Source organism: Pseudomonas sp. TUM25319 (assembly GCF_056388475.1).
The window spans coordinates 386,226-408,543 of sequence record NZ_CM150751.1 but is presented as its reverse complement, the minus strand read 5'-3'; the positions used below and the strand labels follow the sequence as shown (position 1 = coordinate 408,543).

Here is a 22,318-nt window from a genome sequence, read left to right as displayed (position 1 = left end):
AACCATGGCCCATGAGTCGCTCCAGCTCCTCGTCGAACTGACCGCCCGCGCCCGCGAAGCGGCCGCCACCGCGCTGGCCAAAAGTCGCCGCGCCGAACAGCAGATGGCCGAGCAGTTGCGGGCGCTGGACGGTTACCAGCGTGAATACCGGCAGGGCCTGCAACAGGAACTGGCCGGCGCAGGCATGAGCCCGGCGACCCTGGCCAACTACCGGGGCTTTCTCAAGTCGCTGGAAGGCGCTATCGAGCGTGCTGAAAGCAACCTCCAGCGCCACCGTGCGCAGGTGGCGGCGCATCAGCAGACGTGGCAACAGGCGTGGCGCAAGGTCAATGCGCTGGAGACGCTGCTGGCGCGGCGGCAGGAACAGGAACGCCTGGTCGCCGGTCGGGCGGAGCAAAGACGAACCGATGAGATGGCGGGGCGTTCGCGGGGTGGGAATGTGTTTCTGGGGGGCGGGTTTTGAGGCTGTCGGGGGATCTGCGGCGACCCGCAGATCAAGCGCCGCTATGCGGCGCATCGCCGGCAACGCCGGCTCCCACAGTGATCGTGGTCAGCCGGACCCTCCTGCCATGCGCCAAGACGGGCAATACGAATTCCACAGGCCATGGCGCGTTGCAACAAATGTGGGAGCCGGCGTTGCCGGCGATGCGCCGCGCGGGCGGCGCTCGATCTCGAGCGCACCACACCCTCTCGCCCTGCACCCCAAGGCCACCGCACTTCAGAGCTGAATAAATGGACATCATCACCGCAATCACCCCAGTGGCCCCGGCCGCCGAAGCCTCTGCCAGCACCGCCGACGGCGAGGCGACGGCCTTCTCGGCAGCGCTGGAACAGGCGCAAAACACCCCTGTCGAACCCACTGCTCCGGCGGCAATTGCCCCTCCCCCCGAAACGCTCAAGGTGGCGGCGAGCAACCCGGCTTTGGTAGCCCCGCAGCCCGAAATCCCGGCCGAACCCCAGCCTGCGGTGCAACCGCCAGAGCCGGAGCCCGAACAATCCGTGCAACCGGTAGCGCCCAAGATCGCAGAAACAGAGCCCGCCGAAGACGAGCCCGCCCCCATGACCCCGGCCCCTTTGGCATCCCTCACGACCCCGGAATCCGAAACCCCAGACGACACCGACGAAACCACCGACCAACCCGAAGACCCGCTGGACGCCATCCGCCAGCGCCTTAACCTGATCGACAGCGCCGGCCAACTGGCCTGTGGCGCCCTCGCGATCACGCCGCCCACGACCTGGACCCAGACGCCACAGGCCGCCCCGGAACAAGCGCCCGACCCCGACCATGGCACCGACATCAGGTTGGCCGAAACCCCGCAATGGTCGCCGCCCGAAACCGACAGTTTCACACTGGCGCCAGGTGAGCCAGCCGAGAACCCGATCGCTGCCGCCCTGGTGGTAGAGTCTGAACCCGACACCACCGATACCGCCCTGCCCGATCGACCAGCCGCCACCACCAGCGACACGCCGACGCCGCCGCTGAGCGCACTCTCAAGCGTGGTATCCAGCAGCAGCGCAACCGTCACGCCGCCCCTCAGCGCCAATCCGCAGGCCACCGCCCCTCTGGGCAGCGACACCTGGCAGGACGACCTCGGTCGCCACGTCCTCGCAATGGTCCAGCGCGGCGACCAGCAGGTGGACATGCAGCTCAACCCGGCCGGCCTCGGTCCGTTGTCCATCAGCCTGAATGTCGGCGAAAGCGGTGTCCAGGCGCAGTTCCAGTCGGCCCACGCCTCGGTGCGCAGCGCCGTGGAACAGGCGCTGCCGCAACTGCAATCGGCCCTCGCCTCACAGGGTCTGACCCTGGGCGAAGCCTCGGTCAACGACGGCGCCTCACGCCAGGCCGGTGGCGAGCAGCCGCGACGCGATTACCCCGGCAGCAACGGCGAAGCACGCAGCGAGCCTCTGGAGAACGCCACTGCATCGGTGCCGGCGCAACGGATCGCCACGGCCGGCGCAGGTGTCGACCTGTACCTCTGAACCGGGCAAGCAAAGCCGCAAGATAACGCCCTAAACCCGCGCTTATCGCCACTTCGGGGCAGACGTCCGCTGGGCATACTCGCGCCCCGTCGAACCGCTTTCTCATTGCCAAGGCGCTGTCCATGCCCACCACCACCAAGAAGATCTGGCTCTGGTTCATTCCATTGGCCCTGGTCGCCGCGGCGGCCAGTTCCGCGGGTGTGTACGCCTACGTGATGCGCGAACGGGCCCATGTCCAGGCCAACCGCACCAGCGTCGCACCGCCCCAGGCACCGATGCTGGTGAGCGTCGCGCCGATGACCGTCAACCTGCGCGACGGCAGCAACGGACCGAACATGCTCTACGTCGGCTTCAACCTGGAGGTCGGCAACGACGCCACACGCAAGCTGCTGGAGCTGTACATGCCGCGCATCCGCAGCCAGTTGCTGACGGTGCTCAGCGGCCAGGACAGCAGCGAACTGGCCACGCCCCAGGGCAAGGAAGCGCTGGCGGCGCGGATCCTCGACCTGCTGCGCAGCACCCTGTCTCCCGACCAGCCGGACTTCGCGCTGCTCGGCGTTCTCTACACCGACTTCATCGTGCAGTAAGCCATGTCCACCAACGACGTGCTCTCGCAAGAAGAGATCGACATGCTGCTGCGTGGCAGCGACGACGCCGATGCCATCGACTTCAACGACGGATCGCCCCAGGAGTTCGCCGGCGACGACACGCCTGCCGGCCATGAGCGGATCCGCCCCTACGATCCAGCCACCCAGCACCGGGTGATCCAGGAACGCCTGCACGCGCTGGACATCATCAACGGCCGCTTCGCCCGCTATTTCCGCATGAGCCTGTTCAACCTCATCCGGCGTAACGTGGACATCACCCTCAAGAGCATCGGCTACCAGAGCTTCAGCGAGTTTTCCCTGCGCCTGCCGATGCCCACCAACATCAACCTGCTGTCGATGAAGCCGCTGCGCGGCACTGCGCTGGTGGTATTCCCGCCGAGCGTGGTGTTCATGGTGGTGGACAACCTCTTCGGTGGTGACGGCCGCTTCGTCACCAAGTCCGAGGGCCGCGAGTTCACCCACACCGAGATGCGCATCATCCGCCGCCTGCTCGGGCTGACCGTGGATGCCTACCGCGACGCCTGGAAATCGGTGTACCCGCTGGAGATCGAATACCTGCGTTCGGAGATGCAGGCCAAGTTCGCCAACATCACCGGCTCGCCCAACGAAATCGTGGTCAACGCCACCTTCCACCTGGAAGTAGGCAACCTGTCCAGCGACTTCAACATCGTCATTCCCTACCTGATGATCGAACCCATGCGCCAACTGCTCAACGGCCCGCTGACCGACATCAACCCCGAGGAAGAGCGGCAGTGGAACCGGCGCATGGCCGACGAAATCACCCACTCCAAGGTCGACCTGATCGCCGATTTCGTCGAGGTCGAGTTGCGTCTGGGCGACGTCATGGCGCTGAAGGTGGGCGACGTACTGCCCATCGACCTACCGGAGAACGTCAAGGTGCGGGTCGATGGCGTGCCGGTGATGAACTGCGAATTCGGCAGCTACAACGGCGCCCGCGCCTTGCTGGTGAAGGATCTGATCGATCACTCCATCGGCAAGCCCTCTTCTTCCAGCCGATTCGTCAAGGGCCACCTGCCCACCGCCAAGGAATCCGATGATGAGTGACCCGATCAATCCCGAACCGCACGAAAGCGACGACTGGGCCGATGCCCTGGCCGAGCAGAACGCCGGCGCCAGCGCCAGCGCCGACGGCGAAGATCCCTGGGCCATGGCCCTGGCCGAACAGCAGCAGGCCGCGCCCGCCACGACCGCCAGCGCCACCGATGCCGGCATCTTCAAGCCGCTGGGCACGGTCCAGCCGATGGCCTCGCCCCGTGAGCTGGAAATGATCATGGACATCCCGGTGAAGCTCAGCGTCGAGCTGGGCCGCACCCGCATCACCATCAAGCAGTTGCTGGAGCTGGCCCAGGGCTCGGTGCTGGCCCTCGACGGCCTGGCCGGCGAGCCGATGGACATCCTGATCAACAGCTACCTGATCGCCCAGGGCGAAGTGGTCGTGGTGGATGACCGCTACGGCATCCGCATTACCGAGATCATCACGCCGTCCGAGCGCGTGCAGAAGCTCAACCGATGACGGCAAGCAGCGTGGGCGTAGCGGCGGACGACCTGGTCGGGCTGACGGTACTGGGCAAGACGGCGCTGGCCCTCGGGCTGGTGGCGGCCTGCATCCTGCTGTGCGGCTGGCTGGTGTCGCGCCTCGGCGTGCGACCGGCGCGGGCGGGTGATGTGGTCCGGGTGATCGGCAGCACCCGCCTCGGCCAGCGCGAGAAGGTGGTGGTGGTCGAAGTTCGCGGGCGCTGGCTGGTGCTGGGGGTGACGGCGCAGCAGGTGGCGTGCCTGTCCGACCTGGAGGCGCCGCCAGCGGCCGACACAACGGGCGTCGAACCGCCCGCGCGGAGCTTCGGCCTGCGCCTGGCGGATGCCCTGAAACGCGGTGGCTCGCGCGGCCCGGAGCAGCGCCCATGAAACGCCGCTTGTGCCTGATTGCCCTGCTGTTGCCGGGCCTGCTCCCTCTCGCCGAAGCCGCGCCGGCGTTGCAGGGCCTGTCTGGCTTTACCGGCGAGGCCGGTGGCGAGAAGTGGTCGCTGAGCCTGCAGACCCTGATGCTGCTCAGCGCCATGGCCTTCCTGCCGGCCGTGCTGCTGATGATGACCGGCTTCACCCGCATCATCATCGTCCTCGGCCTGCTGCGCACCGCCATCGGCACCACCACCGCGCCGCCCAACCAGGTGCTGCTGGGGCTGGCGCTGTTCCTGACCTTCTTCGTGATGTCGCCGACCCTCGATCAGGCCTACCAGAAGGCATGGCTGCCGTTTTCCCGCGACGAGATGAACGTCGAGCAGTTTCTCGACCAGGCCAGCCAACCGTTTCGCACCTTCATGCTGGCGCAGACCCGCCAGACCGAGCTCGCCCTCTACGCCCGCCTGGCGCGGATCGGCGACCTGGAAGGCCCCGAGGACGTACCGATGCGGGTGCTGCTGCCGGCCTTCGTCACCAGCGAACTGAAGACCGCCTTCCAGGCAGGGTTCACCATTTTCATCCCGTTCCTGATCATCGACCTGCTGGTGGCCAGTGTGCTGATGGCGTTGGGCATGATGATGGTGCCGCCCTCGACCATTTCCCTGCCCTTCAAGCTGATGCTGTTCGTGCTGGTGGACGGCTGGCAACTGCTGCTCGGCTCGCTGGCACAGAGTTTCTACCCCGTATGAGCCGCCGAGGAGCCCCGCGATGACCCCGGAAATGGTGATGGACCTGGCCTACAAGGGCATGCGCATGAGCATGATGATGGCCGCGCCGCTGTTGCTGGTGACCCTGTGCATCGGCCTGCTGGTGAGCCTGTTCCAGGCCGCGACGCAGATCAACGAATCGACCCTGTCGTTCATCCCCAAGATCGTCGGCGTGTGCCTGGTGCTGATCCTCGCCGGGCCCATGCTCATGGAAATGCTGGTGGACTACACCCGGGCCCTGTTCACCGGCCTGCCGTCGCTGATTGGCTGACCGGCGTTGATCGAGTTCGGCTGGTCGCAACTGCAGCTCTGGGTCAGCGCCTTTTTCTGGCCGTTCTGCCGGTTGCTGGGGTTCTTCATGAGCGACCCGATTCTCGGCCACAAGAACATCGCCAACCAGGTCAAGGTCGGCCTGGCGCTGGTGCTGGCCTTCCTGCTTTCGCCCAACCTGCCGCCGATGCCGGACATCGCTTTGTTTTCCTGGGCCGGACTGGGGGTGATCGTCGAACAGTTGCTGATCGGTGTGTCGCTGGGGATGGTGATGCGCATCACCCTGGCGGTGGTGGAAATGGCCGGGGAGATCTGCGGCATGCAGATGGGCCTGGCGTTCGCCTCGTTCTTCTCCGCCGACAGCAACACCAACAGCCAGGTACTGTCGCGCTTCCTGAACCTGGTGACCATCCTGATGTTCCTGGCGCTGGACGGGCACCTGATGGTGCTGGAGTTGCTGGCATCCACCTTCGTGCGCCTGCCGATCGGCCAGTTCAGCTTCGAGCCCCAGGCGTGGAACGCCCTGGCCCGGCACGGCGCGACCATCTTCCTCACCGGCCTGCTGCTGGCGCTGCCCATGGTGGGCGCGCTGCTGATCATCAACCTGGCAATGGGCATTCTCAACCGCGTGGCGCCGCAGTTGACGGTGTTTTCCGTGGGGTTTCCAGCGACGCTCAGCGTGGGGTTGCTGCTGTTGATGGTGCTGGTGGGGGATCTGGGGCAGTTTCTGGCGGGGTTGCTGTATCGGGCGCTGGAGTTCATGGAGTTTCTGATCGGGCATATGGCGCGGCCCTGATGCCGGGCGCTCCGGCCTCATCGCTGACAAGCCAGCGATGAGGCCAGCAGCAACACCGCCTCAGATGTACTCGAACAACGACAACTGCTGCACGCTGGCAAACGTCTGCTGCGCCGCCTGCATCGAGACCTGCAGGGTCACATAGCGGGAGATGGATTCGGTGTAGTCCGCATCCACCAGACCCGACAGCCGCTCGGTGTAGCTCAGCGCCAGATCGTCGCCGATGGTGTCGAGCACTTCCACCTGACTCAGCCGCGCGCCCACCGAGGTGATGACGGTCAGGACGTTGTCCTGGGCATTGCTCAACTCGCGGCTGGCGGTGGACAGGGTGTTGCTCAGGGCCGCCTGGTCGGCGGCGTCTTCCACCGGGGTCTGCAAGGCCGAGATCAGGTTTTTCAAGGTGGTGAACACATCCGGATCGGCATCGGCCGCAGCGCTGACGGTCAGGCTGTCGCCATCGGCCGGGGTGCCGCTGAGGGTCAGGCTCAGGCCGTTGATGTCCAGGGTCTCGCCGTCGGTATACGCCACCGGATCCGCGCCGTCGACGCTGTACTGGGCGGTGCCGTCGGCGGCGGTGCTGAAGGTCAGGGTGAAGCTGCTGCCGTAGTTGGCATCCTGGGTGTCGGCGATGTCCGGACCGTCGAAGGTCAGGGTCCCGGTGTTGTCGCCGGCCCTGGCGATGAAGCCGGCCGTGCTGCTCACCGACTGGAAGACGCTGGCACCGTTGTCGCCGCTGGCCATGCTCTGGGTGGCGCTGACCTGCTGGGTCACCACGTTGTCATCGCCCTGGTAGACCAGCTCGCCACTGGCATCCACGGCAAACGCCGGGCTCTGGCTCTGGTAGCCGGCGAACAGGTAATTGCCGTTGCTGTCGGTGCTGTTGGCCAGGGTCACCAGGGTGTCGTAGATACCTTGCAGCGAGGTGGCGATGGATTCGCGGTCGGCATCGCTCAGAGTGCCGTTGCCCGCCTGCACCACCAGGGTCATGGCGCTGGTGATGGCGTCGTTGACGCTGTCCAGGGTGCTTTCCTCTTGGGACAAGGCGGTGGTAATGCTGGCGCGGGCGTCGGCGTACTGCTGGTTGGCAGCGATCGACTGGCGCACCGTCACCGCCTGCGCCGCCGCCAGGGAGTCGTCGGACGGCTTGCTCACCCGGGTACCGCTGGAGACTTGCTGGGCGGCGTCCTGGTAGTCGCTCTGCTGGGCCAGCATAGAATTGAGGTTCTGGTTGTAGATGGTCGCACTGCTCAGGCGCATGGCGGGCTCTCCTCAGACGGGCATCAGTTGATGTCGAGAATGGTGTCGAGGACGTTCATGCCCACTTCGACGACCTTGGCGCAGGACTGGTAGTACTGCTGGTAGACGATCAGGTTGGCCGCCTCTTCGTCGAGGTTCACCCCCGACTCGGATTGCTGCAGGGTAGTCAGCTGCTCGGTCAGCGCCGACTGGGTTTCCAGTTGCGCGGCCACGCGGGTGGCGCTGCTGCCGACATCGCTGACCAGCGAGGCATAGGACTCGCTTAGGGTGGAATTGCCGCCGACGATGTCGCTGGTCTGCAAGGCCAGCATCGCCAGGGCATTGGTGTTGTCGCCGCTGCCGCCGGAGGTACCCGCGGCGATCTGCTCGCCATCGCTGATCAGGGTGCTGAAGCTGCTGGCGGCATTGCGGGTGGGCTGGATCAGGAAGCTGTCGCCATCCGCCGCGGTGCCGCTGAGGGTCAGCTCCATGCCGGCGAAGCTCAGGGTGCCGCTGCTGCTGTCGTAGCTCACCGCGACGCTGGCGCCGGTGTCGTTGCGCACGGCGGTGAAGCCGTTGGCGGCGGAATAGCTGAGGGTGTAGTCGCTGCTGGTCAGGGCACTGACATCGTCGCTGAACGTCGCGCTCAGGGTGGCATCGCCGCTGTTGCCGGTATTGCCGTAGACCACCGGGTCAGCCACGGAGAAGAAGTCCGTGCCGGCATCACCGTTGAGATCGATGCCCTGGGCCTGCAGGCTGTTGAACGCCTGGGTCAGCGACACCGCCATCAGGCCAAGTTGGTTCTGGGTCTCGGCCAGCGTGGTGTCACGAAACGCCAGGAGGCCGCCGAGGGAGCCACTGTCCAGGGTGCTGTCGCTCAGGGCCACGCTGCTGCCGGCGGCATCCACGTAGCTGATGGACACTTGGCTCGGATCACTGGCGGACACCCCGGTGGCGAGGTCGAAACTGTCATTGCCAGCCACCAGCGCCATGCCGTTTTCCAGCGACACGGTGTAGCTGCCGTTGTCCTGCACCTTGACGTCCACGCCCACCAGTTCGCTGAGCTGGCTGACCAGTTTGTCGCGCTGGTCCAGCAGGTCGTTGGAGGCGCCGCCGAGGGCATTGGACAGGCTGATCTGGCCGTTGAGGGTGGCGATCTGCGAACTGAGGTCGTTGATCTGGCTGACCTGATCCTCGATCTGGTTGTTGACGTCGTCGCTCATGCTGGCGAGGTAGCTGCCCAGCTGGTTGAACTGGCTGACCAGGGTCTCGGCAGAACCGATCACTTCTTCCCGCGCCGCCGTGTCGCTGGCGTCGGAGGTAAGGGTCTGGATCGACGAGAAGAAGCTCTGCAACAGGCTGTCCAGGCTGCCGTCGCTGTCTGCCAGCAGGCTGTCGATCTGGTCGATCTCGGTCTTGTAGGTCGACAGCGCGCTTTCGGCGCTGAGGGAGCCGTTGAGCTGGGTGGTGACGAACTGGTTGTACTGCCGGTCGACACTGGAAATCTTCACCCCACTGCCCGAGGTGGCTTCGCTGAAGGTCGCGACCTGGCGGGTGTAGCCGTCGGTGTAGGCGTTGGTGGTGTTGTTGCTGCTGGTGGTGAGGGCGATCTGCGCCGCCGTGAGGCCGCTGACGCCGATGGAGATGATGCTCATGGGATGGGCTCCTGGGCTGCATGTTGCGCAACATCGGCCCCGCGTCGGGGCATCTTGAACGCCGGCGCGGATTTGTTTTGGCGCCGGGGCAATCCGTGGGTCACTGGGCCAGCGGGCCGATGGTGGCCATCACGGCGATCAGTTTTTCCGCATAGCGCGGGTCGGTGGCGTAGCCGCCCTGCTGCAGGGCGATCGCCGCCTCGGCGCTGTCGGCGGCGGTACGCGCGGCGGCATAGTCGGGGCGGCCGCGAATCAGCCGGGCGTAGTCGTCGAAAGCCGCTTCGGCGTTGGGGTACACGCGGAAGCTCTCTTCCTGCTTCTGCGCCTCGCCGGCGACGTATTCGGTGGTCGTTACCCGGGTGCTCTCGCCCTGCCAGCGCCCGCCGGCCTTGATGCCGAACAGGTTGTGGCTGTCGCCGCCGTCGGCGGTGGTAATGCGCCGCCGTCCCCAGTCGGTTTCCAGCGCGGCCTGGGCGAGGATCAGTTCCGCAGGCACGCCGCTGTTGCGTTCGGCACGGCGCGCGGGGCCGGCGAGGCGGGCGACAAAGTCCTCGACGTGGTCGGCACGCTCACGCTCGTCGGCGCTGACGGCATGGCGCTTCCACGACTCATAGGCCGGCGACTGCCGCGCCAGCCCGGCGAAGGGCGATTCACTGGCGGCCAGCGGCGGGCGGTCCAGCAGGCTGATGGCGTCCTGCCCGGCGACGCTGCGCCGGGCCAGGCCGCGGGTCAGGTGTTCGGCCAGGCCCATGCCACGGCTCGCCAGGGTCTGCGCCCATTGCTGGTCGAGCAGTTCGGTGTAGAGCTGGTTCTGCGAGTCGCTGGACAGCTCCGACTTGGGGATGGCCTCGCGCATGCTCTTGAGCATGGTCTGCAGAAACAGCGCTTCGAACTGCCGCGCCGCTTCTTTCAGGCCGGCCTCGCCGTCGCGCCCGGCCTGGCTGCGCAAGCGCTGCAGGCCCTGCACATCGAGGGCGAAGCCCGCTGCGCCGTCGGCCACGCTCATCAGATGATCTCCAGTTCGGCGCGCAGCGAGCCTGCGGCCTTGAGCGCCTGGAGAATGACCATCAGGTCCTGGGGCGTGGCGCCGAGGGCGTTGAGGCCCTTGACCACGTCCATCAGGTTGGCGCTGCCTTCCACGACGTGCAGGGCGCGGGCCTGGGTCTCGATGGTGATGCTGCTGTTGGCGACGGCGGCGGTCTGCCCGCCACTCAGGGCGCCAGGCTGGCTGATGGTGTTGGTGGTGTCGATGGTCACCGACAGATCACCATGGGCCACGGCGGCGCGGAACAGCTTCACCGAGCCGTTGAGCACCACCGAGCCGGTGCGCGAATCGAGGATGACCTTGGGCCGCGCCTGCATCGGCAGCACTTCGATGCTGTCGATGCGGGCCATGAAGTTGACCCGCTCGTTGGCCGACAGCGGCCCCTGGACCTGCACCAGACCGCCGTCCACCGCCGAGGCCACGGTGTTGCGCATCTCGCTGTTGATGGCGAAGACCACGCGCTGTGCGGTGGCCGGGTCGGGCTCGCGCAGTTGCAGTTCGAGCACGCCGTGCTCGGCGCCCAGGTCCAGCGGCACGCTGTGCTCGATCACCGCGCCACGGGGAATGCGGCCGCCCGCCAACTGGTTGATCTGCACGCTGCTGCCGTTGGCCGAGGCGCCGGCACCGCCCACCAGCAGGTTGCCTTGGGCCATGGCGTAGACATCGCCGTCGGCGCCCTTGAGCGGTGTCATCAACAAGGTGCCGCCGCGCAGGCTGCGGGCGTTGCCGATGGACGACACCACCACGTCGATGGGCTGGCCGGGACGGGTCAGCGGCGGCAGATTGGCGGTGACAATCACCGCCGCGATGTTGCGCATCTGCATGTTGGCGTTGGCCGGCAGGGTCACGCCGAGCTGCGACAGCATGTTGGTCAGGCCCTGTTCGGTGAACGGGCTCTGGGTGGTCTGGTCGCCTGTACCGTCGAGCCCCACCACCAGGCCGTAGCCCACCAGGTTGTTGGTGCGGATCCCGGCAAAGTCGGCGATATCGCGGATCTGCTCGGCCTGGGCGACGCCGCCCAGCAGCAACGCGCAGGCGCCGAACAGGGCGCGCAGGAAGGTGGACGGAGACTCAGCCATGATTCATTCCCTAGAACGGCGACAGGTTGAGCAGCACGCGGTGGAGCCAGCCCATGCGCTGCGCCTCGTTGATGTAGCCCTCGCCGACATATTCGATGCGGGCCAGGGACACCTGGGTCGACAGCACGGTGTTGTCGCCGGTGATGGTGCGCGGGTTGACCACGCCGGAGAAACGGATGAACTCGGTGCCCTGGTTGATGGCGATCTGTTTGTCGCCGCGGACCCGCAGGTTGCCGTTGGGCAGCACTTCCATGACCGTCACCGAGATGGTGCCGGTGAACGAGTTGTTGGCCCGCGAGCCACCGCTACCGGCGAATTCATGGTCGGTGGAGGCATTCAGGCCGTAGTTGCCGACCTTGGAGTCGCGGTCGGAGCTGGTGGAAAAGGCCAGGCCCATGCTGCCGGAACGGTCGGCACTGGAGGACGAGGTCTTGCTGGCGCTGACCTGCTCGTTGAGCTCGACCGTGAGGGTGTCGCCCACCACCCGTGGCCGGCGGTCTTCGAACAGCGGCTGCGAGCCGCGCCGGCCCTGATAGATCGAACCATTGGCCTGGCGCGGCGGTGGCGACGGAATGTCCATCGACTCGTCGGGCACCACCGGCTGGCGCGCCAGCGGGCCGCAACCCGACAATGCCAGCAGGGCCGACAGCAGCAACGCAGGAGCGCCGGACGAACGGAGAACGCCTGAAAGAGTCATGGCGATCAGAGCTGCGACAGGCGCTGGAGCATTTCGTCGGAGGTCTCCACCGACTTGCTGTTGATTTCGTAGGCGCGCTGGGTCTGGATCATGCCGACCATCTCCTCCACCACGTTGACGTTGGAGGTCTCGACGTAGCCCTGGCTCAGGGTGCCGCCGCCATTCAGGCCCGGAGTGGTCTCGGTGGGCGCGCCGGAGGCGTCGGTCTCCAGGTAGAGGTTCTGGCCGATGCTCTGCAGCCCGGCGTTGTTGATGAACAGCGCCAGGTTCAGCTGGCCCACCTGGGTCGAGGTGGCGCTGTCGGGCTGGGTCACCGAGACGATACCGTCCGAGCTGATGGTGACCGAGGTGGCGTTGGCCGGGATGGTGATGCCGGCGGTCAGCTTGTAGCCGTTGGAGCTGACCATCTCGCCGTTGGCGTCGAGCTGGAAGCTGCCGTCACGGGTGTAGGCGGTGGAGCCGTCGGGCATGTCCACTTCGAAGAAGCCGCCGCCGTTGATGGCCAGGTCCTTGGAGCTGCTGGTCTGCTCCAGGTTGCCCTGGGTGTGCAGGCGCTCGGTGGCCACCTGGCGCACACCGGTACCGACCTGCAGGCCGGACGGCAGGCGGGTGTCGGTGCTGCTCTGGGCGCCCGGCTGGCGCACGTTCTGGTAGACGAGGTCTTCGAACACCGCCCGCGAGCGCTTGAAACCGTTGGTGCTGACGTTGGCCAGATTGTTGGCGATCACGTCGAGCTGTTCCTGCTGGGCTTCGAGACCGGTCTTGGCCGTCCACAGCGATCTGATCATCTTGCTTTCCCTTTAACCCTGCATCGACAGCAACTGGTTGGCGGTCTTGGCGTTTTCGTCGGCGCTGCTGATGGCTTTCATCTGCAGCTCGTAGCGGCGGGCGTTGTCGATCATCGCAACCATGGCGCCGGTGGGACTGACGTTGCTGCCCTCCAGCGCGCCCGGCGTGAGGCGCAGGCTCTCGTCGGCCGCCAGCGGCTGGCTGACGCCGTTGGCATCCGGCGGCTGGCGGAACAGACCGTCGAGGCCCACTTCCAGCGTGCCAGGCGGCGCCGACACCAGTTTCAGACGCCCCACCGGACTGAGCCCGCGCGGCTCCATGCCCTGCTCGCGGACGCTGATGGTGCCGTCGCTGCCGAGGCTGACCTCACTGCCCAGAGGCACGCTGATCGGGCCGCCATCGCCGATCACCGGCAGGCCGGCCACGGTCATGGCGCCGCTGCCGTCTACCTGCAGGTCGCCGCGGCGGGTGTAGGCCTCGCTGCCATCGGCGGCCTGCACCGCGAGCATGGCGTTCTCGCCCAGGGCCACGTCGAGGTTGCGGTCGGTGTGGGTAGTCGGGCCTTCGGTCCAGTCCACGCCCACACCGTGGGCGCTGACCGAGACCCGAGTCGGCAGGCCGTCGCCCGCCACCGGCGAGGACTGCATTTCCACCAGCTGCGCACGGAAGCCCGGGGTGACGACGTTGGCCAGGTTGTTGGCCACCACCGCCTGCTGTTCCAGCGCCTGGTTGGCCCCGCTCATGGCGGTGAAAAGCATCCGGTCCATGGCATCAGGATCCGATGTTCACGGCTTGCTGGAGCACTTCGCTCTGGGCGGTGACCGACTTGGCGTTCGCCTGGAAGTTGCGCTGGGCGATGATCAGGTTCACCAGCTCGGCCGTGAGGTCGACGTTGGAGTCTTCGGTGGTGCCGCTGAGGATCGAGCCCAGCGAGCCGCTGCCGGCCACGCCCAGCAGCGCCTGGCCGGACGAGCTGGTGGCCAGCCAGGTGTTGTTGCCGTTGGACTTCAGGCCGTTTTCGTTGGAGAAGGTCGCCAGCTGGATCTGGGCGATGGTCTGGGTCTGATCGTTGGAGTAGGTGGCGATCACCGTGCCGGTGTCGTCGATGGTGAAGCTCACCAGGCTGCCGGAGGTGTAGCCGTTCTGGGAGATGTCCGAGACTTCCGAGTCGTTGCCGAACTGGGTGGTGCCGGTCAGGTCCAGCTCGAAGGACATGTCGGCGGCGCCGTTGTCCGGGTCGTAGGTGTAGGTGCCGGTGGCGCCGCTGGTGATCAGGCCGCTGGAGCTGAAGGTCACCGTCTGGGTGTCGCTGAGCAGGTTGCCGTCGATGGCGGTGTGCACGTCCCAGGTGTTCTCGGCGGACTTGGTGAAGTACAGCGTCGAGGTGTGGCTGTTGCCCAGCGAGTCGTAGATGGTCGCGGTGGTGGAGTACGAATAGGTCGAGGCGTCGGTGGCATCGAAGGTCGAGGTGATGACGTCTTCGCTGGCGTCCAGGTTCAGCTCGGCGTTCAGCTCGGTGCTGGCGCTGGCCTGCATGCCGCTGGTGGGGATCTGGATCACGCCGTTGACGCCGAGCAACTGGTCGCCCGCCGAGTTCACCAGGTAGCCCTCGGCGGTCAGGGTCAGCTGGCCGTTACGCGAGTAGACGGTCTGGGTGCCGTCGGTGAAGGTGAAGAAGCCGTCGCCGTTGATGGCAAGGTCCAGGCTGTTGTCGGTGGTGGTCAGGCTGCCCGCCCCGAAGTTCTGCACCACCCCCGACACCGTGGTGCCCAGGCCCACGTCGGCGTCCGAATAGACATCGGCGAACTGCACCGTGGAGCTCTTGAAACCCACGGTCTGCGAGTTGGAGATGTTGTTGCTGACCACGTTCAGGTCGGTGGAAGCGGCGGACAGGCCGCTCAGCGCTTGGGAAAAGCCCATGGTTGTTCTCCTGATGAACGAGCGATGACGCGGTGGGTAGGGTTCAGAGGACCAGCTTGATATCGCTCAGGCCGACGTTTTCGTTGACCCCGCCCAGGTCGAGGGCGACCTGGTTGCTGCTGTCGGTGGTCACGCCGGTGACCAGCGCGTACTTCAAGGTCGTGGCGCTGACTGCGCTGTCGTCGGCGGTGGCGCTCACGCTGAAGGTGTAACTGCCGTCGGCGGCGGTGCTGCCGTCGTCCTGCACGCCGTCCCAGTACAGCGACTGGGTGCCGGCGCTCATGTCGCCCGCGTCCAGGGTGGCGACCACCTTGCCGGCGCTGTTCTTGACCGTGACGGTGACGTCGTCGGCATCGCTGCCCAGGGTCACGCCAAAGGCAGTGGCGACACCGCTGGCGACCTGGATGGTGTTGCCTTCGATCAGCACGCCGTTGCCCACCAGCGCCGAGGCCTGCAGGGTTTCGGCAGCGCTGATCTGGCCGGAAATGCCCTCCAGGGTGGTGGTCACTTCCTCGATGCTGCTGATGGTGCTGATCTGCGCGAGCTGGGTGACCATCTCGCTGTTGTCCAGCGGGTCGGTCGGGTCCTGGTTCTGCAATTGCGTGGTCAGCAGGGTGAGAAACTCATCCTGCAGCCCTGCCGCACTGGAGCTGGAACTCTCGCTGGTGTCGCTGCTGCTGTTCATGGTCGAGAGGACCGAACTTGCGATGGTGCTGGTCATGGATTACGCCTCGCCGAGGGTCAGGGTCTTGAGCATCAGTTCTTTGCTGGCGGACATGACTTCGACGTTGGCCTGGTAGGAGCGCGAGGCGGAGATCATGTTGACCATTTCGCCCACCGGCTCGACGTTGGGCATGGTGACGTAGCCCGACTCGTCGGCCAGCGGGTCGCCGGGGCGGTATTCCTGGCGCATCGGCGACTCGTCCTCGACCACCTGGCTGACCCGCACCCCGCCCACCTCGGTGCCGCCCTGGTACTGGCTCTCGAACACCACCTGGCGGGCGCGGTAGGCCTCGCTGTCGGGGCCGCTGGTGGTGTCGGCGTTGGCCAGGTTGCTGGCGGTCACGTTCATGCGCTGGGACTGGGCGCTGAGCGCCGAGCCTGCGATATCGAAAATGCTGAACATCGACATGCTGGGTTCCCCGGAGGTTATTCGGACTGCATCGCGGTCTTGAGCGACTGCAGGCGGTTGGTCAGGAAGGTCAGGCTGGCCTGGTAGCGCACGCTGTTGTCGGCGAACTGGGCGCGTTCGCGGTCCATGTCCACGGTGTTGCCGTCGAGGCTGGGCTGGTCGGGCACGCGGTACAGCAGCTCGCGGGTCGAGACGCCACTCGACGACGCCCGCAGGTGGCGATCCGACGTGGTGGCCAGCGACATGCCGCGCCCGCTGGCGCGGTCTTCGCTCAGGGAACTGGCGAGCTCGGCGGCGAAATCGAAGTCCCGTGCGCGGAAGTCTGGGGTATCGGCGTTGGCGATGTTGTTGGCCAGCACCTGCTGGCGCTCCGCGCGCAAGTTCAGCGCGTCTTGCTGGAAGCGCAGCTCGTTGTCGAGTTTGTCGATCATGCCCGCGGGCCCGTGCGTCTGTTTGAACGGCCAGCAGATTAGTGGCGCCAGGGACAGGGCAAAGGCAGGAACAGACCGCTATTTGGCGAGCAATTCGAGCTTTGCCCTGGCGTGGGGGCGCCTAGAATTGCGCGGTGGCTGGGGCAAGCATGTCGAGAACTCTTCCGGGTTTTCGAGATCGAGCGCCGCCCGCGCGGCGCATCGCCGGCAACGCCGGCTCCCACATTCGTTGCAACGCGCCATAGCCAGTGAGGTCTGCGCCGTCAGCCTTTGGATGCAAGACGATCTGTCGCTGAGACGTTTTTGAGGTCGACTCGATCGTGGGAGCCGGCGTTGCCGGCGATGCGCCGCAGAGGCGGCGCTCAATTTCAAGAACACCGCAACGCCTCCCTCAATGATTTCGAGACCTACTGATCCTTATGTCTATGAAAGGCACGATGTTGGCCGCACTGCTCTGCCTGCTTCAAACCGGCACCACGCTCGCCCGGGACAGCGGGTTGCAAACGCGGATAACGCAGTTGGTGGAGCAACACCTGGCCGCCGGCAGTCGCCTGACCAGCGTGGACATCGGCCAGCCGGCGGAGCGGATCCTGGCCTGCGTCGAGCCACGGCCCTATCTGGTGCATCCGCGTCGCCTGCCTGTCGGGCGGGTGGCGGTGGGTGTGAACTGCGGCGCCGATGAGGCCGTGCTCGGCTATTTGCAGGTCAAGGTCGCCGCGAGTGGCAGCTATGTGGTCAGCGCCCGCAAGATCGACGTCGGCGAGACGATCAGCAGCGACATGCTGGCCAGCCGTCGCGGCCCGCTGCAAGACCTGCCCAACGGCAGCGCCTTGCGCGCCGATCAAGTCGTCGGCCGGCAAGCCGCGCGGGGTGTCGGAGCCGGAAGCGTGGTGGCGCTCAAGGCGCTGCGCGAGCGCTGGCTGGTGGAGCGCAACAGCCGCGTGTCGCTGCGGGCCCAGGGCGCAGGATTCAGCCTCACCCGCGACGGCAAGGCGCTGGACAACGGCAGCCTGGGCAACACCGTGCGCTTCGTCGGCAACGACGGGCGGATGCTCGAAGCCCAGGTGGTCGGCAAGAACCAGTTGCGGCTGCGTGACTGAAATTTTTCATCGAAATCCTATCGCCGGCCAAAGGTGGCCCTCGCCAATGCCGATAGTTGTTGCAACCACAGCCAACCGAAGCCTCTATCGTGAAAATCATCAGCTCCCCGCCCCCCAGTCTTCCCCCTTCGACCGACAGCAGCCAGGCCGGCGCCGCGCCGGCGCGGGTCGAGTCGCAGGCGCTGGACTCGCTCCAGGACGGCGCCGTGCAGCTCTCGCAGGTCGCGACCCTCACCGAGTCCGACGCGGCGACGACGGTCGATCTGGAAAAGGTCGCCGCCCTGCGCCAGGCCATCGGCGACGGCAGCTTCAAGGTCGACCCGGAAAGCATCTACACCGGCCTGGTGGCCGACGCCCGGGAAATGATCGACATCGAGCCGACGTGAACGTCGGCGCGGCAGATCAGTTCTGAAAATGGAGTGTTTATGAGTCTGGACAGACACCTCGGCCTGCAACATCAGGTGGTCGAGCAGTTGTTGCAGTTGCTGGAACAGGAGCGCCTGACCCTGGCCCAGGCGCGGGTCGACGCCGAGCGTCTGCGCGAACTGGTGGCGGGCAAGCAGGCGGCGTTGCTGCGGCTGGAACAACTGGAGGCGATGCGCGTTGGCGCGCAGTTGAAGCTTGGCTACGGCCCCGGCCGGGAAGGCGCATTGCGCGCAGTACGCGAGGCCGACTGCCTCGCCGCCTGGCGCCGCCTGCGGCAATCGGCACTGCGGGCGCGGGCGCTGAACCGGGTCAATGGCGAGTCGCTGGGGATGCGCCTGAAGGGTAATCAACAGATCCTGGATTTTCTCGACCGGATCACCGCCGACCGGCTGTACGGCCCGAACGGGCGGCCATTGCCCAGCCTGTCGTAAGCGCTCGCGGCATCAGAGCGCTGTACGCCGGAAACCGTTCGGCGACACCCCGCTGAGCCGCCGGAAGAACCGCGAGAAATACGCAGGGTCGGCAAAGCCCAGGCTGTCCGACACCTGGGCCACGGTCATGTTGGTGTAGATCAGGTTGCGCCGCGCCTCCAGCAGCAGGCGCTGGTGGATGATCTGCAAGGCGCTCTGCCCCGCCGACTGGCGGCACAGGTTGTTCAGGTGCACGGCAGACATGCCCAGGCGGTGGGCGAAGGTCTCTACGGTCAGGTGCTCGCGATAGTGCTGTTCCACCAGCTTGATGAAACGCGCGAGCACATGACGGTTGCGCTCGTCGCGGCCACTGGCCGGGGCATTCTGCTGCTGGTGCCGGCTGATCCAGACCATGAGCACATTCACCAGCGAACCCAGCACCAGGTCGCGGGACGCGGCGCTGCCTTCGTACTCCTTGAGCAGGGCGTCGAACAGCGTGTTCAGGTAACGGCGGTTGTCGCCGGCCGGGTAGCAACCCGACGACGCCAGCACCGCCAGCGGGCCGCCCAACTGCTTTTCCAGTTGCTCCACCAGCGGCGCGCCCAGGGTCAGGACGTAGCCCTCGATGTTTTCGGAAAACTGAAAGCCGTGCACGCACAACGGAGGAATGACCTGAATCGACGGCTCGCCGATCTCGCTACGCCGCCCTTCTACCTCCACCACCGCCCGTCCGCGCTGCACGTACAGCAACTGGAACAGATCGGCATGCCGGTGCGGCTTGATCTCCCAGTGATGCAGGCTGCTGCGCTTGGGGATGGACTCGCAATGCAACAGGTCCGGCGTCGGCCAGGCCTGGCTCTCGCCGTAGAGTTTGAAAACAGGAACGCCTGGGTTGCCGGATTTCATGGTCGGGCCTGCGCGAGCACGTCGAAAAACGCGAAAGGCCGATAATCGGACACATTTTCCAAAAGTGCAATTTTCAAGCGGGATATCACCTTCTTTTCACGGTTTCGTCAGCAAAAAATACAGGTGCATCCCTAACAACAGGTTCGCGGCCACGACCCGCAACCCTCTGACGAGACAACAATAATGAACACTCAGGTTGCAATCATCGGGGCAGGTCCGTCCGGCCTGCTGCTCGGCCAGTTGCTGCACAAGGCCGGCATCGACAACATCATCATCGAACGCCAGAGCGCCGAGTACGTGCTCGGCCGCATCCGCGCCGGCGTCCTGGAACAGGGCACCGTGGACATGCTGCGCGAAGCCGGCGTCAGCCAGCGGATGGACGCTGAGGGCCTGGTCCATGAAGGCGTGGAACTGGTGTTCGATGGCAAGCGCGTGCCGATCCACCTCAGTGAACTCACCGGCGGCAAGAGCGTGATGGTCTACGGCCAGACCGAAGTCACCCGCGACCTGATGGACGCCCGCGCCGCCAATGGCGCGCCGATCATCTACTCGGCCAGCGAGGTCGAGTTGCACGAGGTCAAGGGCGAGTCGCCCCACGTCACCTTCGTCCAGGACGGCCAGCCACGGCGCATCGACTGCGACTACATCGCCGGCTGCGACGGTTACCACGGCGTCTCGCGCAAGACCATTCCCGAAGGCGTGCTGACCGAATACGAGCGCATCTATCCGTTTGGCTGGCTGGGCTTGCTGTCCGATACGCCGCCGGTCAACGAAGAGCTGATCTACGCCCAGCACGAACGCGGCTTCTCCCTGTGCAGCCAGCGCTCGCTGACCCGCAGCCGCTACTACCTGCAAGTGCCGCTCACCGACAAGGTCGAGGACTGGAGCGACGAGCGTTTCTGGGACGAACTCAAGGCCCGCCTGCCGCAAGAGGTGGCCGAGCGCCTGGTGACTGGTCCGTCGCTGGAAAAGAGCATCGCGCCGCTGCGCAGCTTCGTGGTCGAGCCAATGCAGTACGGCAAGCTGTTCCTGGTCGGCGACGCTGCCCACATCGTCCCGCCCACCGGTGCCAAGGGTCTGAACCTGGCGGCCTCGGACGTCTGCTACCTGTACCGCATCCTGGTCAAGGTCTACCGCGAGGGTCGCACCGACCTGCTGGAGAAATACTCCGAACTGGCCCTGCGCCGGGTGTGGAAAGGCGAACGCTTCAGCTGGTTCATGACCAACCTGCTGCACGACTTCGACGGCGCGAAGGACGCCTGGGACCGCAAGATGCAGGAGGCCGACCGTGAGTACTTCCTCAACTCCCACGCGGGGCTGGTGAATATCGCGGAGAACTATGTGGGGCTGCCGTATGAGGAAGTGCGATAGGTTCGATGCAAAAGGCCCGGAATCCCGGGCCTATGCAATACCTTGCCATGCATCACGCGGAGAGGACGAACTCGGCTCGCAGACTGGTGAGCAACTCAAACGTGTTCATGTAGGGGACATCGAACATCCGACAGATGTTGGGGATGATGAACTTGCGTTTCACCTCCAGATTCAACACCTCGTGAGTGACCACAGTGGCGCCTGTGGACATGGCTTTCGCGATCAACCACGGATCGGCGCCACTCAGGAACTCGTCTAGCGCACCGACCTTCATGGCGGCACTCAGCGGCGCAATGGCCTCAACCAGTTGCGCGAACGCATGCTGGGTCGGCGCGTCGCTGATGTCGTGGAAAAGAACGGGATTATCTTTGGCCCAGTCGGCCAGTTCATCCCTGCCTCTGGTAAGTTCGTCCTTCACGGGAACGATGCTGGCAAGCTCGAAAGCCTGGTTTTGCAAGACCAGCCACGACCAGTAGCCGGGACAGATCTTCATGCCGTAATAGCGATTCTTCGCTTCGATCAGCGTGTTGGCATCCAGTAAGTGCTTCATTCCATTACCCGGCTGGCGTAATTCCTGATCTTTGCCGGCTGCACACCCAATAGCCGGCCAGCGTCACGCAGTAGCATTCGCCCACTCAGTGCCTCCGCCACCACCGCTCTGCTCAGGCGCGCGCTGTTCTTGGCTTTGGCGGTGGCATAGAAGTCGCCTGCGCCACCTTCTTTTTCCTGAAACTCCCGGAGCACCTGACGGTAATAGGCGCCGTACTCCTCGCTGGGCACCAAGCCAAGATCGCGGGCTCGGCGACCGATCACCAGCTTGCTGACATGAAAGCGGGAAGAGAGCGGCGCAAGATTGGCCTGCCAGTGCACCTGTAGGTCCCAATGCGCTCTCAGCAGATCCTCGGGCACCAGGAACTCTCCCGCTACCGCATTGCAAAGCACTTCTTCTCGCCGACCACCCGGCTTTCCGCCATCGGAAACGCCGCTGCTGCCGATCCAGATATGCGCCATTTCGTGCATCAAGGTAAACAGCCGGGCCGCAGGGGCGTCGGCGCTGTTGATGAAAATGACAGGCGCGAAGACGTTGCTGATGGCAAATCCACGAAACTCCGCGACATCCAGTTTGCGATGGGTGTTGCCCAGAGCGACGCCACTGCGCATGACCAGAATGCCCAGCGACTCGGCAGCCTGGATCAGGGATCGGACATAAGCGTCGTAGTTGAGACGCGAGGCGTGGGCGTCGACGTTCAGTGTCTTGCGGATGTCGGCAACGACATCCCTGACAGGGCTGTTCGAGGTAAATCGTCCAACGAAAGGCAAGCGTTCAGCCTGATGATCCTGCAGGTACTCGAGATACCACTCCTGCTTGCGCAGTACGTCCTTCACCGTGTCCATCAGGTTCAGGCTTGGCTGTTCGGGAAGATGCCCCTCAATCGTGCGCAGATCCGGCAATGGCAGGTGCTCGACCGGCGGCTCCCTCAGGAACAGAAAGCCGAAAGGCACGTGAGCGATGCTTGCCCAGTGCTGCGCCTGCTTGAAGGTGGGCTTCTTCACTCCGGACTCCCAGGCAAGCACGCGCTCAGGCTTGGCGGGAAGTCTCCTGGCCAGCTCTTCGGTGCTCATGCCGGCCCGTTCACGGGACCAGGTGAGGATAGCGGGGTTGATAAGGGCAGCTTGGCTCATGCAGCAACTGTGGGGGTGTTCTGAAGGTTGGGTGACTATAGGTGCGGGTCTTCGGGGGCGTCAATTTCCATGGGCGTTGACTGACATACCTTTCAGA

The 22,318-nt window shown here is 65.5% G+C and carries 27 protein-coding genes; 13 read left to right on the top strand and 14 right to left on the bottom strand.

The genetic code is table 11. The features are described from left to right. The first annotated feature begins 4 nt into the window (after positions 1–4). The 9 genes from fliJ to fliR all read left to right on the top strand — a co-directional run bounded on the left by fliJ (position 5) and on the right by fliR (position 6,341). Entirely contained in the window at positions 5–463 is a 459-nt protein-coding gene (gene fliJ / locus AC05QJ_RS01935) for a flagellar export protein FliJ (RefSeq protein ID WP_476745323.1), read from the top strand. A 269-nt stretch (positions 464–732) separates the two neighbouring features. Continuing rightward, positions 733–1,980 carry a flagellar hook-length control protein FliK gene (locus tag AC05QJ_RS01930; RefSeq protein ID WP_476745322.1) on the top strand — a complete coding sequence of 416 codons (1,248 nt, stop codon included), beginning with the start codon at positions 733–735 and terminating at the stop codon, positions 1,978–1,980. Between the two features lie 122 nt (positions 1,981–2,102). After that, the gene (locus AC05QJ_RS01925; RefSeq protein WP_476745321.1) at positions 2,103–2,567 is read left to right on the top strand and encodes a flagellar basal body-associated FliL family protein; all 465 of its coding nucleotides are present in this window, start codon (positions 2,103–2,105) and stop codon (positions 2,565–2,567) included. A gap of 3 nt (positions 2,568–2,570) precedes the next feature. Beyond that, on the top strand, positions 2,571–3,653 hold the full coding sequence (fliM, locus tag AC05QJ_RS01920; protein WP_476745320.1) for a flagellar motor switch protein FliM: 1,083 nt from the start codon (positions 2,571–2,573) through the stop codon (positions 3,651–3,653). Further along, entirely contained in the window at positions 3,646–4,122 is a 477-nt protein-coding gene (fliN, locus tag AC05QJ_RS01915) for a flagellar motor switch protein FliN (RefSeq protein ID WP_476745319.1), read from the top strand. The genes fliM and fliN overlap by 8 nt, the downstream gene beginning before the upstream one ends. Further along, positions 4,119–4,514, top strand: coding sequence for a flagellar biosynthetic protein FliO (gene fliO / locus AC05QJ_RS01910; RefSeq protein WP_476745318.1), 396 nt, complete (start codon positions 4,119–4,121; stop codon positions 4,512–4,514). Before fliN ends, fliO begins: the two co-directional genes overlap by 4 nt. After that, the gene (fliP, locus tag AC05QJ_RS01905) at positions 4,511–5,257 is read left to right on the top strand and encodes a flagellar type III secretion system pore protein FliP (RefSeq protein ID WP_476745317.1); all 747 of its coding nucleotides are present in this window, start codon (positions 4,511–4,513) and stop codon (positions 5,255–5,257) included. The genes fliO and fliP overlap by 4 nt, the downstream gene beginning before the upstream one ends. 19 nt (positions 5,258–5,276) lie before the next feature. Beyond that, the gene (gene fliQ / locus AC05QJ_RS01900; protein WP_476745316.1) at positions 5,277–5,546 is read left to right on the top strand and encodes a flagellar biosynthesis protein FliQ; all 270 of its coding nucleotides are present in this window, start codon (positions 5,277–5,279) and stop codon (positions 5,544–5,546) included. A gap of 6 nt (positions 5,547–5,552) precedes the next feature. Continuing rightward, positions 5,553–6,341: a flagellar biosynthetic protein FliR gene (fliR, locus tag AC05QJ_RS01895; protein ID WP_476745315.1), complete on the top strand. Its 789-nt coding sequence runs from the start codon at positions 5,553–5,555 to the stop codon at positions 6,339–6,341. Positions 6,342–6,401: 60 nt separating this feature from the next. Here fliR and flgL read toward each other — a convergent pair whose 3' ends face one another. The 11 genes from flgL to flgB form a co-directional block, all read right to left on the bottom strand. Next, a complete protein-coding gene (gene flgL, locus AC05QJ_RS01890) occupies positions 6,402–7,598 on the bottom strand; it encodes a flagellar hook-associated protein FlgL (protein ID WP_476745314.1) in 1,197 nt (398 codons plus the stop codon). Between the two features lie 23 nt (positions 7,599–7,621). Then, positions 7,622–9,232, bottom strand: coding sequence for a flagellar hook-associated protein FlgK (gene flgK / locus AC05QJ_RS01885; RefSeq protein WP_476745313.1), 1,611 nt, complete (start codon positions 9,230–9,232; stop codon positions 7,622–7,624). 100 nt (positions 9,233–9,332) lie between these two features. Further along, positions 9,333–10,238, bottom strand: coding sequence for a flagellar assembly peptidoglycan hydrolase FlgJ (gene flgJ / locus AC05QJ_RS01880; RefSeq protein WP_476745312.1), 906 nt, complete (start codon positions 10,236–10,238; stop codon positions 9,333–9,335). Then, a complete protein-coding gene (locus tag AC05QJ_RS01875; protein ID WP_476745311.1) occupies positions 10,238–11,356 on the bottom strand; it encodes a flagellar basal body P-ring protein FlgI in 1,119 nt (372 codons plus the stop codon). Before AC05QJ_RS01875 ends, flgJ begins: the two co-directional genes overlap by 1 nt. A gap of 10 nt (positions 11,357–11,366) precedes the next feature. Next, the gene (locus tag AC05QJ_RS01870) at positions 11,367–12,053 is read right to left on the bottom strand and encodes a flagellar basal body L-ring protein FlgH (RefSeq protein ID WP_476745310.1); all 687 of its coding nucleotides are present in this window, start codon (positions 12,051–12,053) and stop codon (positions 11,367–11,369) included. Positions 12,054–12,058: 5 nt separating this feature from the next. After that, on the bottom strand, positions 12,059–12,841 hold the full coding sequence (gene flgG, locus AC05QJ_RS01865) for a flagellar basal-body rod protein FlgG (RefSeq protein WP_476745309.1): 783 nt from the start codon (positions 12,839–12,841) through the stop codon (positions 12,059–12,061). 12 nt (positions 12,842–12,853) lie between these two features. Next, positions 12,854–13,609 (bottom strand): flagellar basal body rod protein FlgF, encoded by a 756-nt coding sequence (locus AC05QJ_RS01860; RefSeq protein WP_476745308.1) that lies wholly within the window; start codon positions 13,607–13,609, stop codon positions 12,854–12,856. Between the two features lie 4 nt (positions 13,610–13,613). After that, positions 13,614–14,762 carry a flagellar hook protein FlgE gene (flgE, locus tag AC05QJ_RS01855; RefSeq protein ID WP_476745307.1) on the bottom strand — a complete coding sequence of 383 codons (1,149 nt, stop codon included), beginning with the start codon at positions 14,760–14,762 and terminating at the stop codon, positions 13,614–13,616. 43 nt (positions 14,763–14,805) lie between these two features. Continuing rightward, positions 14,806–15,483 carry a flagellar hook assembly protein FlgD gene (locus tag AC05QJ_RS01850; protein WP_476745306.1) on the bottom strand — a complete coding sequence of 226 codons (678 nt, stop codon included), beginning with the start codon at positions 15,481–15,483 and terminating at the stop codon, positions 14,806–14,808. 3 nt (positions 15,484–15,486) lie between these two features. Beyond that, positions 15,487–15,894, bottom strand: coding sequence for a flagellar basal body rod protein FlgC (gene flgC / locus AC05QJ_RS01845; RefSeq protein WP_476745305.1), 408 nt, complete (start codon positions 15,892–15,894; stop codon positions 15,487–15,489). A 17-nt stretch (positions 15,895–15,911) separates the two neighbouring features. After that, the gene (flgB, locus tag AC05QJ_RS01840) at positions 15,912–16,325 is read right to left on the bottom strand and encodes a flagellar basal body rod protein FlgB (protein ID WP_476745304.1); all 414 of its coding nucleotides are present in this window, start codon (positions 16,323–16,325) and stop codon (positions 15,912–15,914) included. A gap of 437 nt (positions 16,326–16,762) precedes the next feature. Between flgB and flgA the strand changes: the two genes are divergently transcribed. The 3 genes from flgA (at position 16,763) to flgN (ending at position 18,282) form a co-directional block, all read left to right on the top strand. After that, a complete protein-coding gene (gene flgA, locus AC05QJ_RS01835) occupies positions 16,763–17,425 on the top strand; it encodes a flagellar basal body P-ring formation chaperone FlgA (RefSeq protein WP_476745303.1) in 663 nt (220 codons plus the stop codon). 89 nt (positions 17,426–17,514) lie between these two features. Next, on the top strand, positions 17,515–17,811 hold the full coding sequence (gene flgM, locus AC05QJ_RS01830) for a flagellar biosynthesis anti-sigma factor FlgM (protein ID WP_476745302.1): 297 nt from the start codon (positions 17,515–17,517) through the stop codon (positions 17,809–17,811). 39 nt (positions 17,812–17,850) lie between these two features. Then, complete coding sequence (gene flgN / locus AC05QJ_RS01825; RefSeq protein ID WP_476745301.1) at positions 17,851–18,282, top strand: flagellar export chaperone FlgN; 432 nt, start codon at positions 17,851–17,853, stop codon at positions 18,280–18,282. Between the two features lie 12 nt (positions 18,283–18,294). On the opposite strand, the gene AC05QJ_RS01820 is transcribed toward flgN, so the two are convergent. Continuing rightward, the gene (locus AC05QJ_RS01820; protein WP_476745300.1) at positions 18,295–19,167 is read right to left on the bottom strand and encodes a helix-turn-helix domain-containing protein; all 873 of its coding nucleotides are present in this window, start codon (positions 19,165–19,167) and stop codon (positions 18,295–18,297) included. A gap of 183 nt (positions 19,168–19,350) precedes the next feature. On the opposite strand from AC05QJ_RS01820, the gene pobA reads away from it, so the two are divergent. After that, a complete protein-coding gene (gene pobA, locus AC05QJ_RS01815) occupies positions 19,351–20,538 on the top strand; it encodes a 4-hydroxybenzoate 3-monooxygenase (RefSeq protein WP_476745299.1) in 1,188 nt (395 codons plus the stop codon). A 52-nt stretch (positions 20,539–20,590) separates the two neighbouring features. Here the strand turns inward: pobA and AC05QJ_RS01810 are convergent, their stop codons facing one another. After that, positions 20,591–21,088 (bottom strand): DUF4411 family protein, encoded by a 498-nt coding sequence (locus AC05QJ_RS01810; protein WP_476745298.1) that lies wholly within the window; start codon positions 21,086–21,088, stop codon positions 20,591–20,593. Then, complete coding sequence (locus AC05QJ_RS01805; RefSeq protein ID WP_476745297.1) at positions 21,085–22,221, bottom strand: ImmA/IrrE family metallo-endopeptidase; 1,137 nt, start codon at positions 22,219–22,221, stop codon at positions 21,085–21,087. The genes AC05QJ_RS01810 and AC05QJ_RS01805 overlap by 4 nt, the downstream gene beginning before the upstream one ends. Positions 22,222–22,318 lie beyond the last annotated feature (97 nt).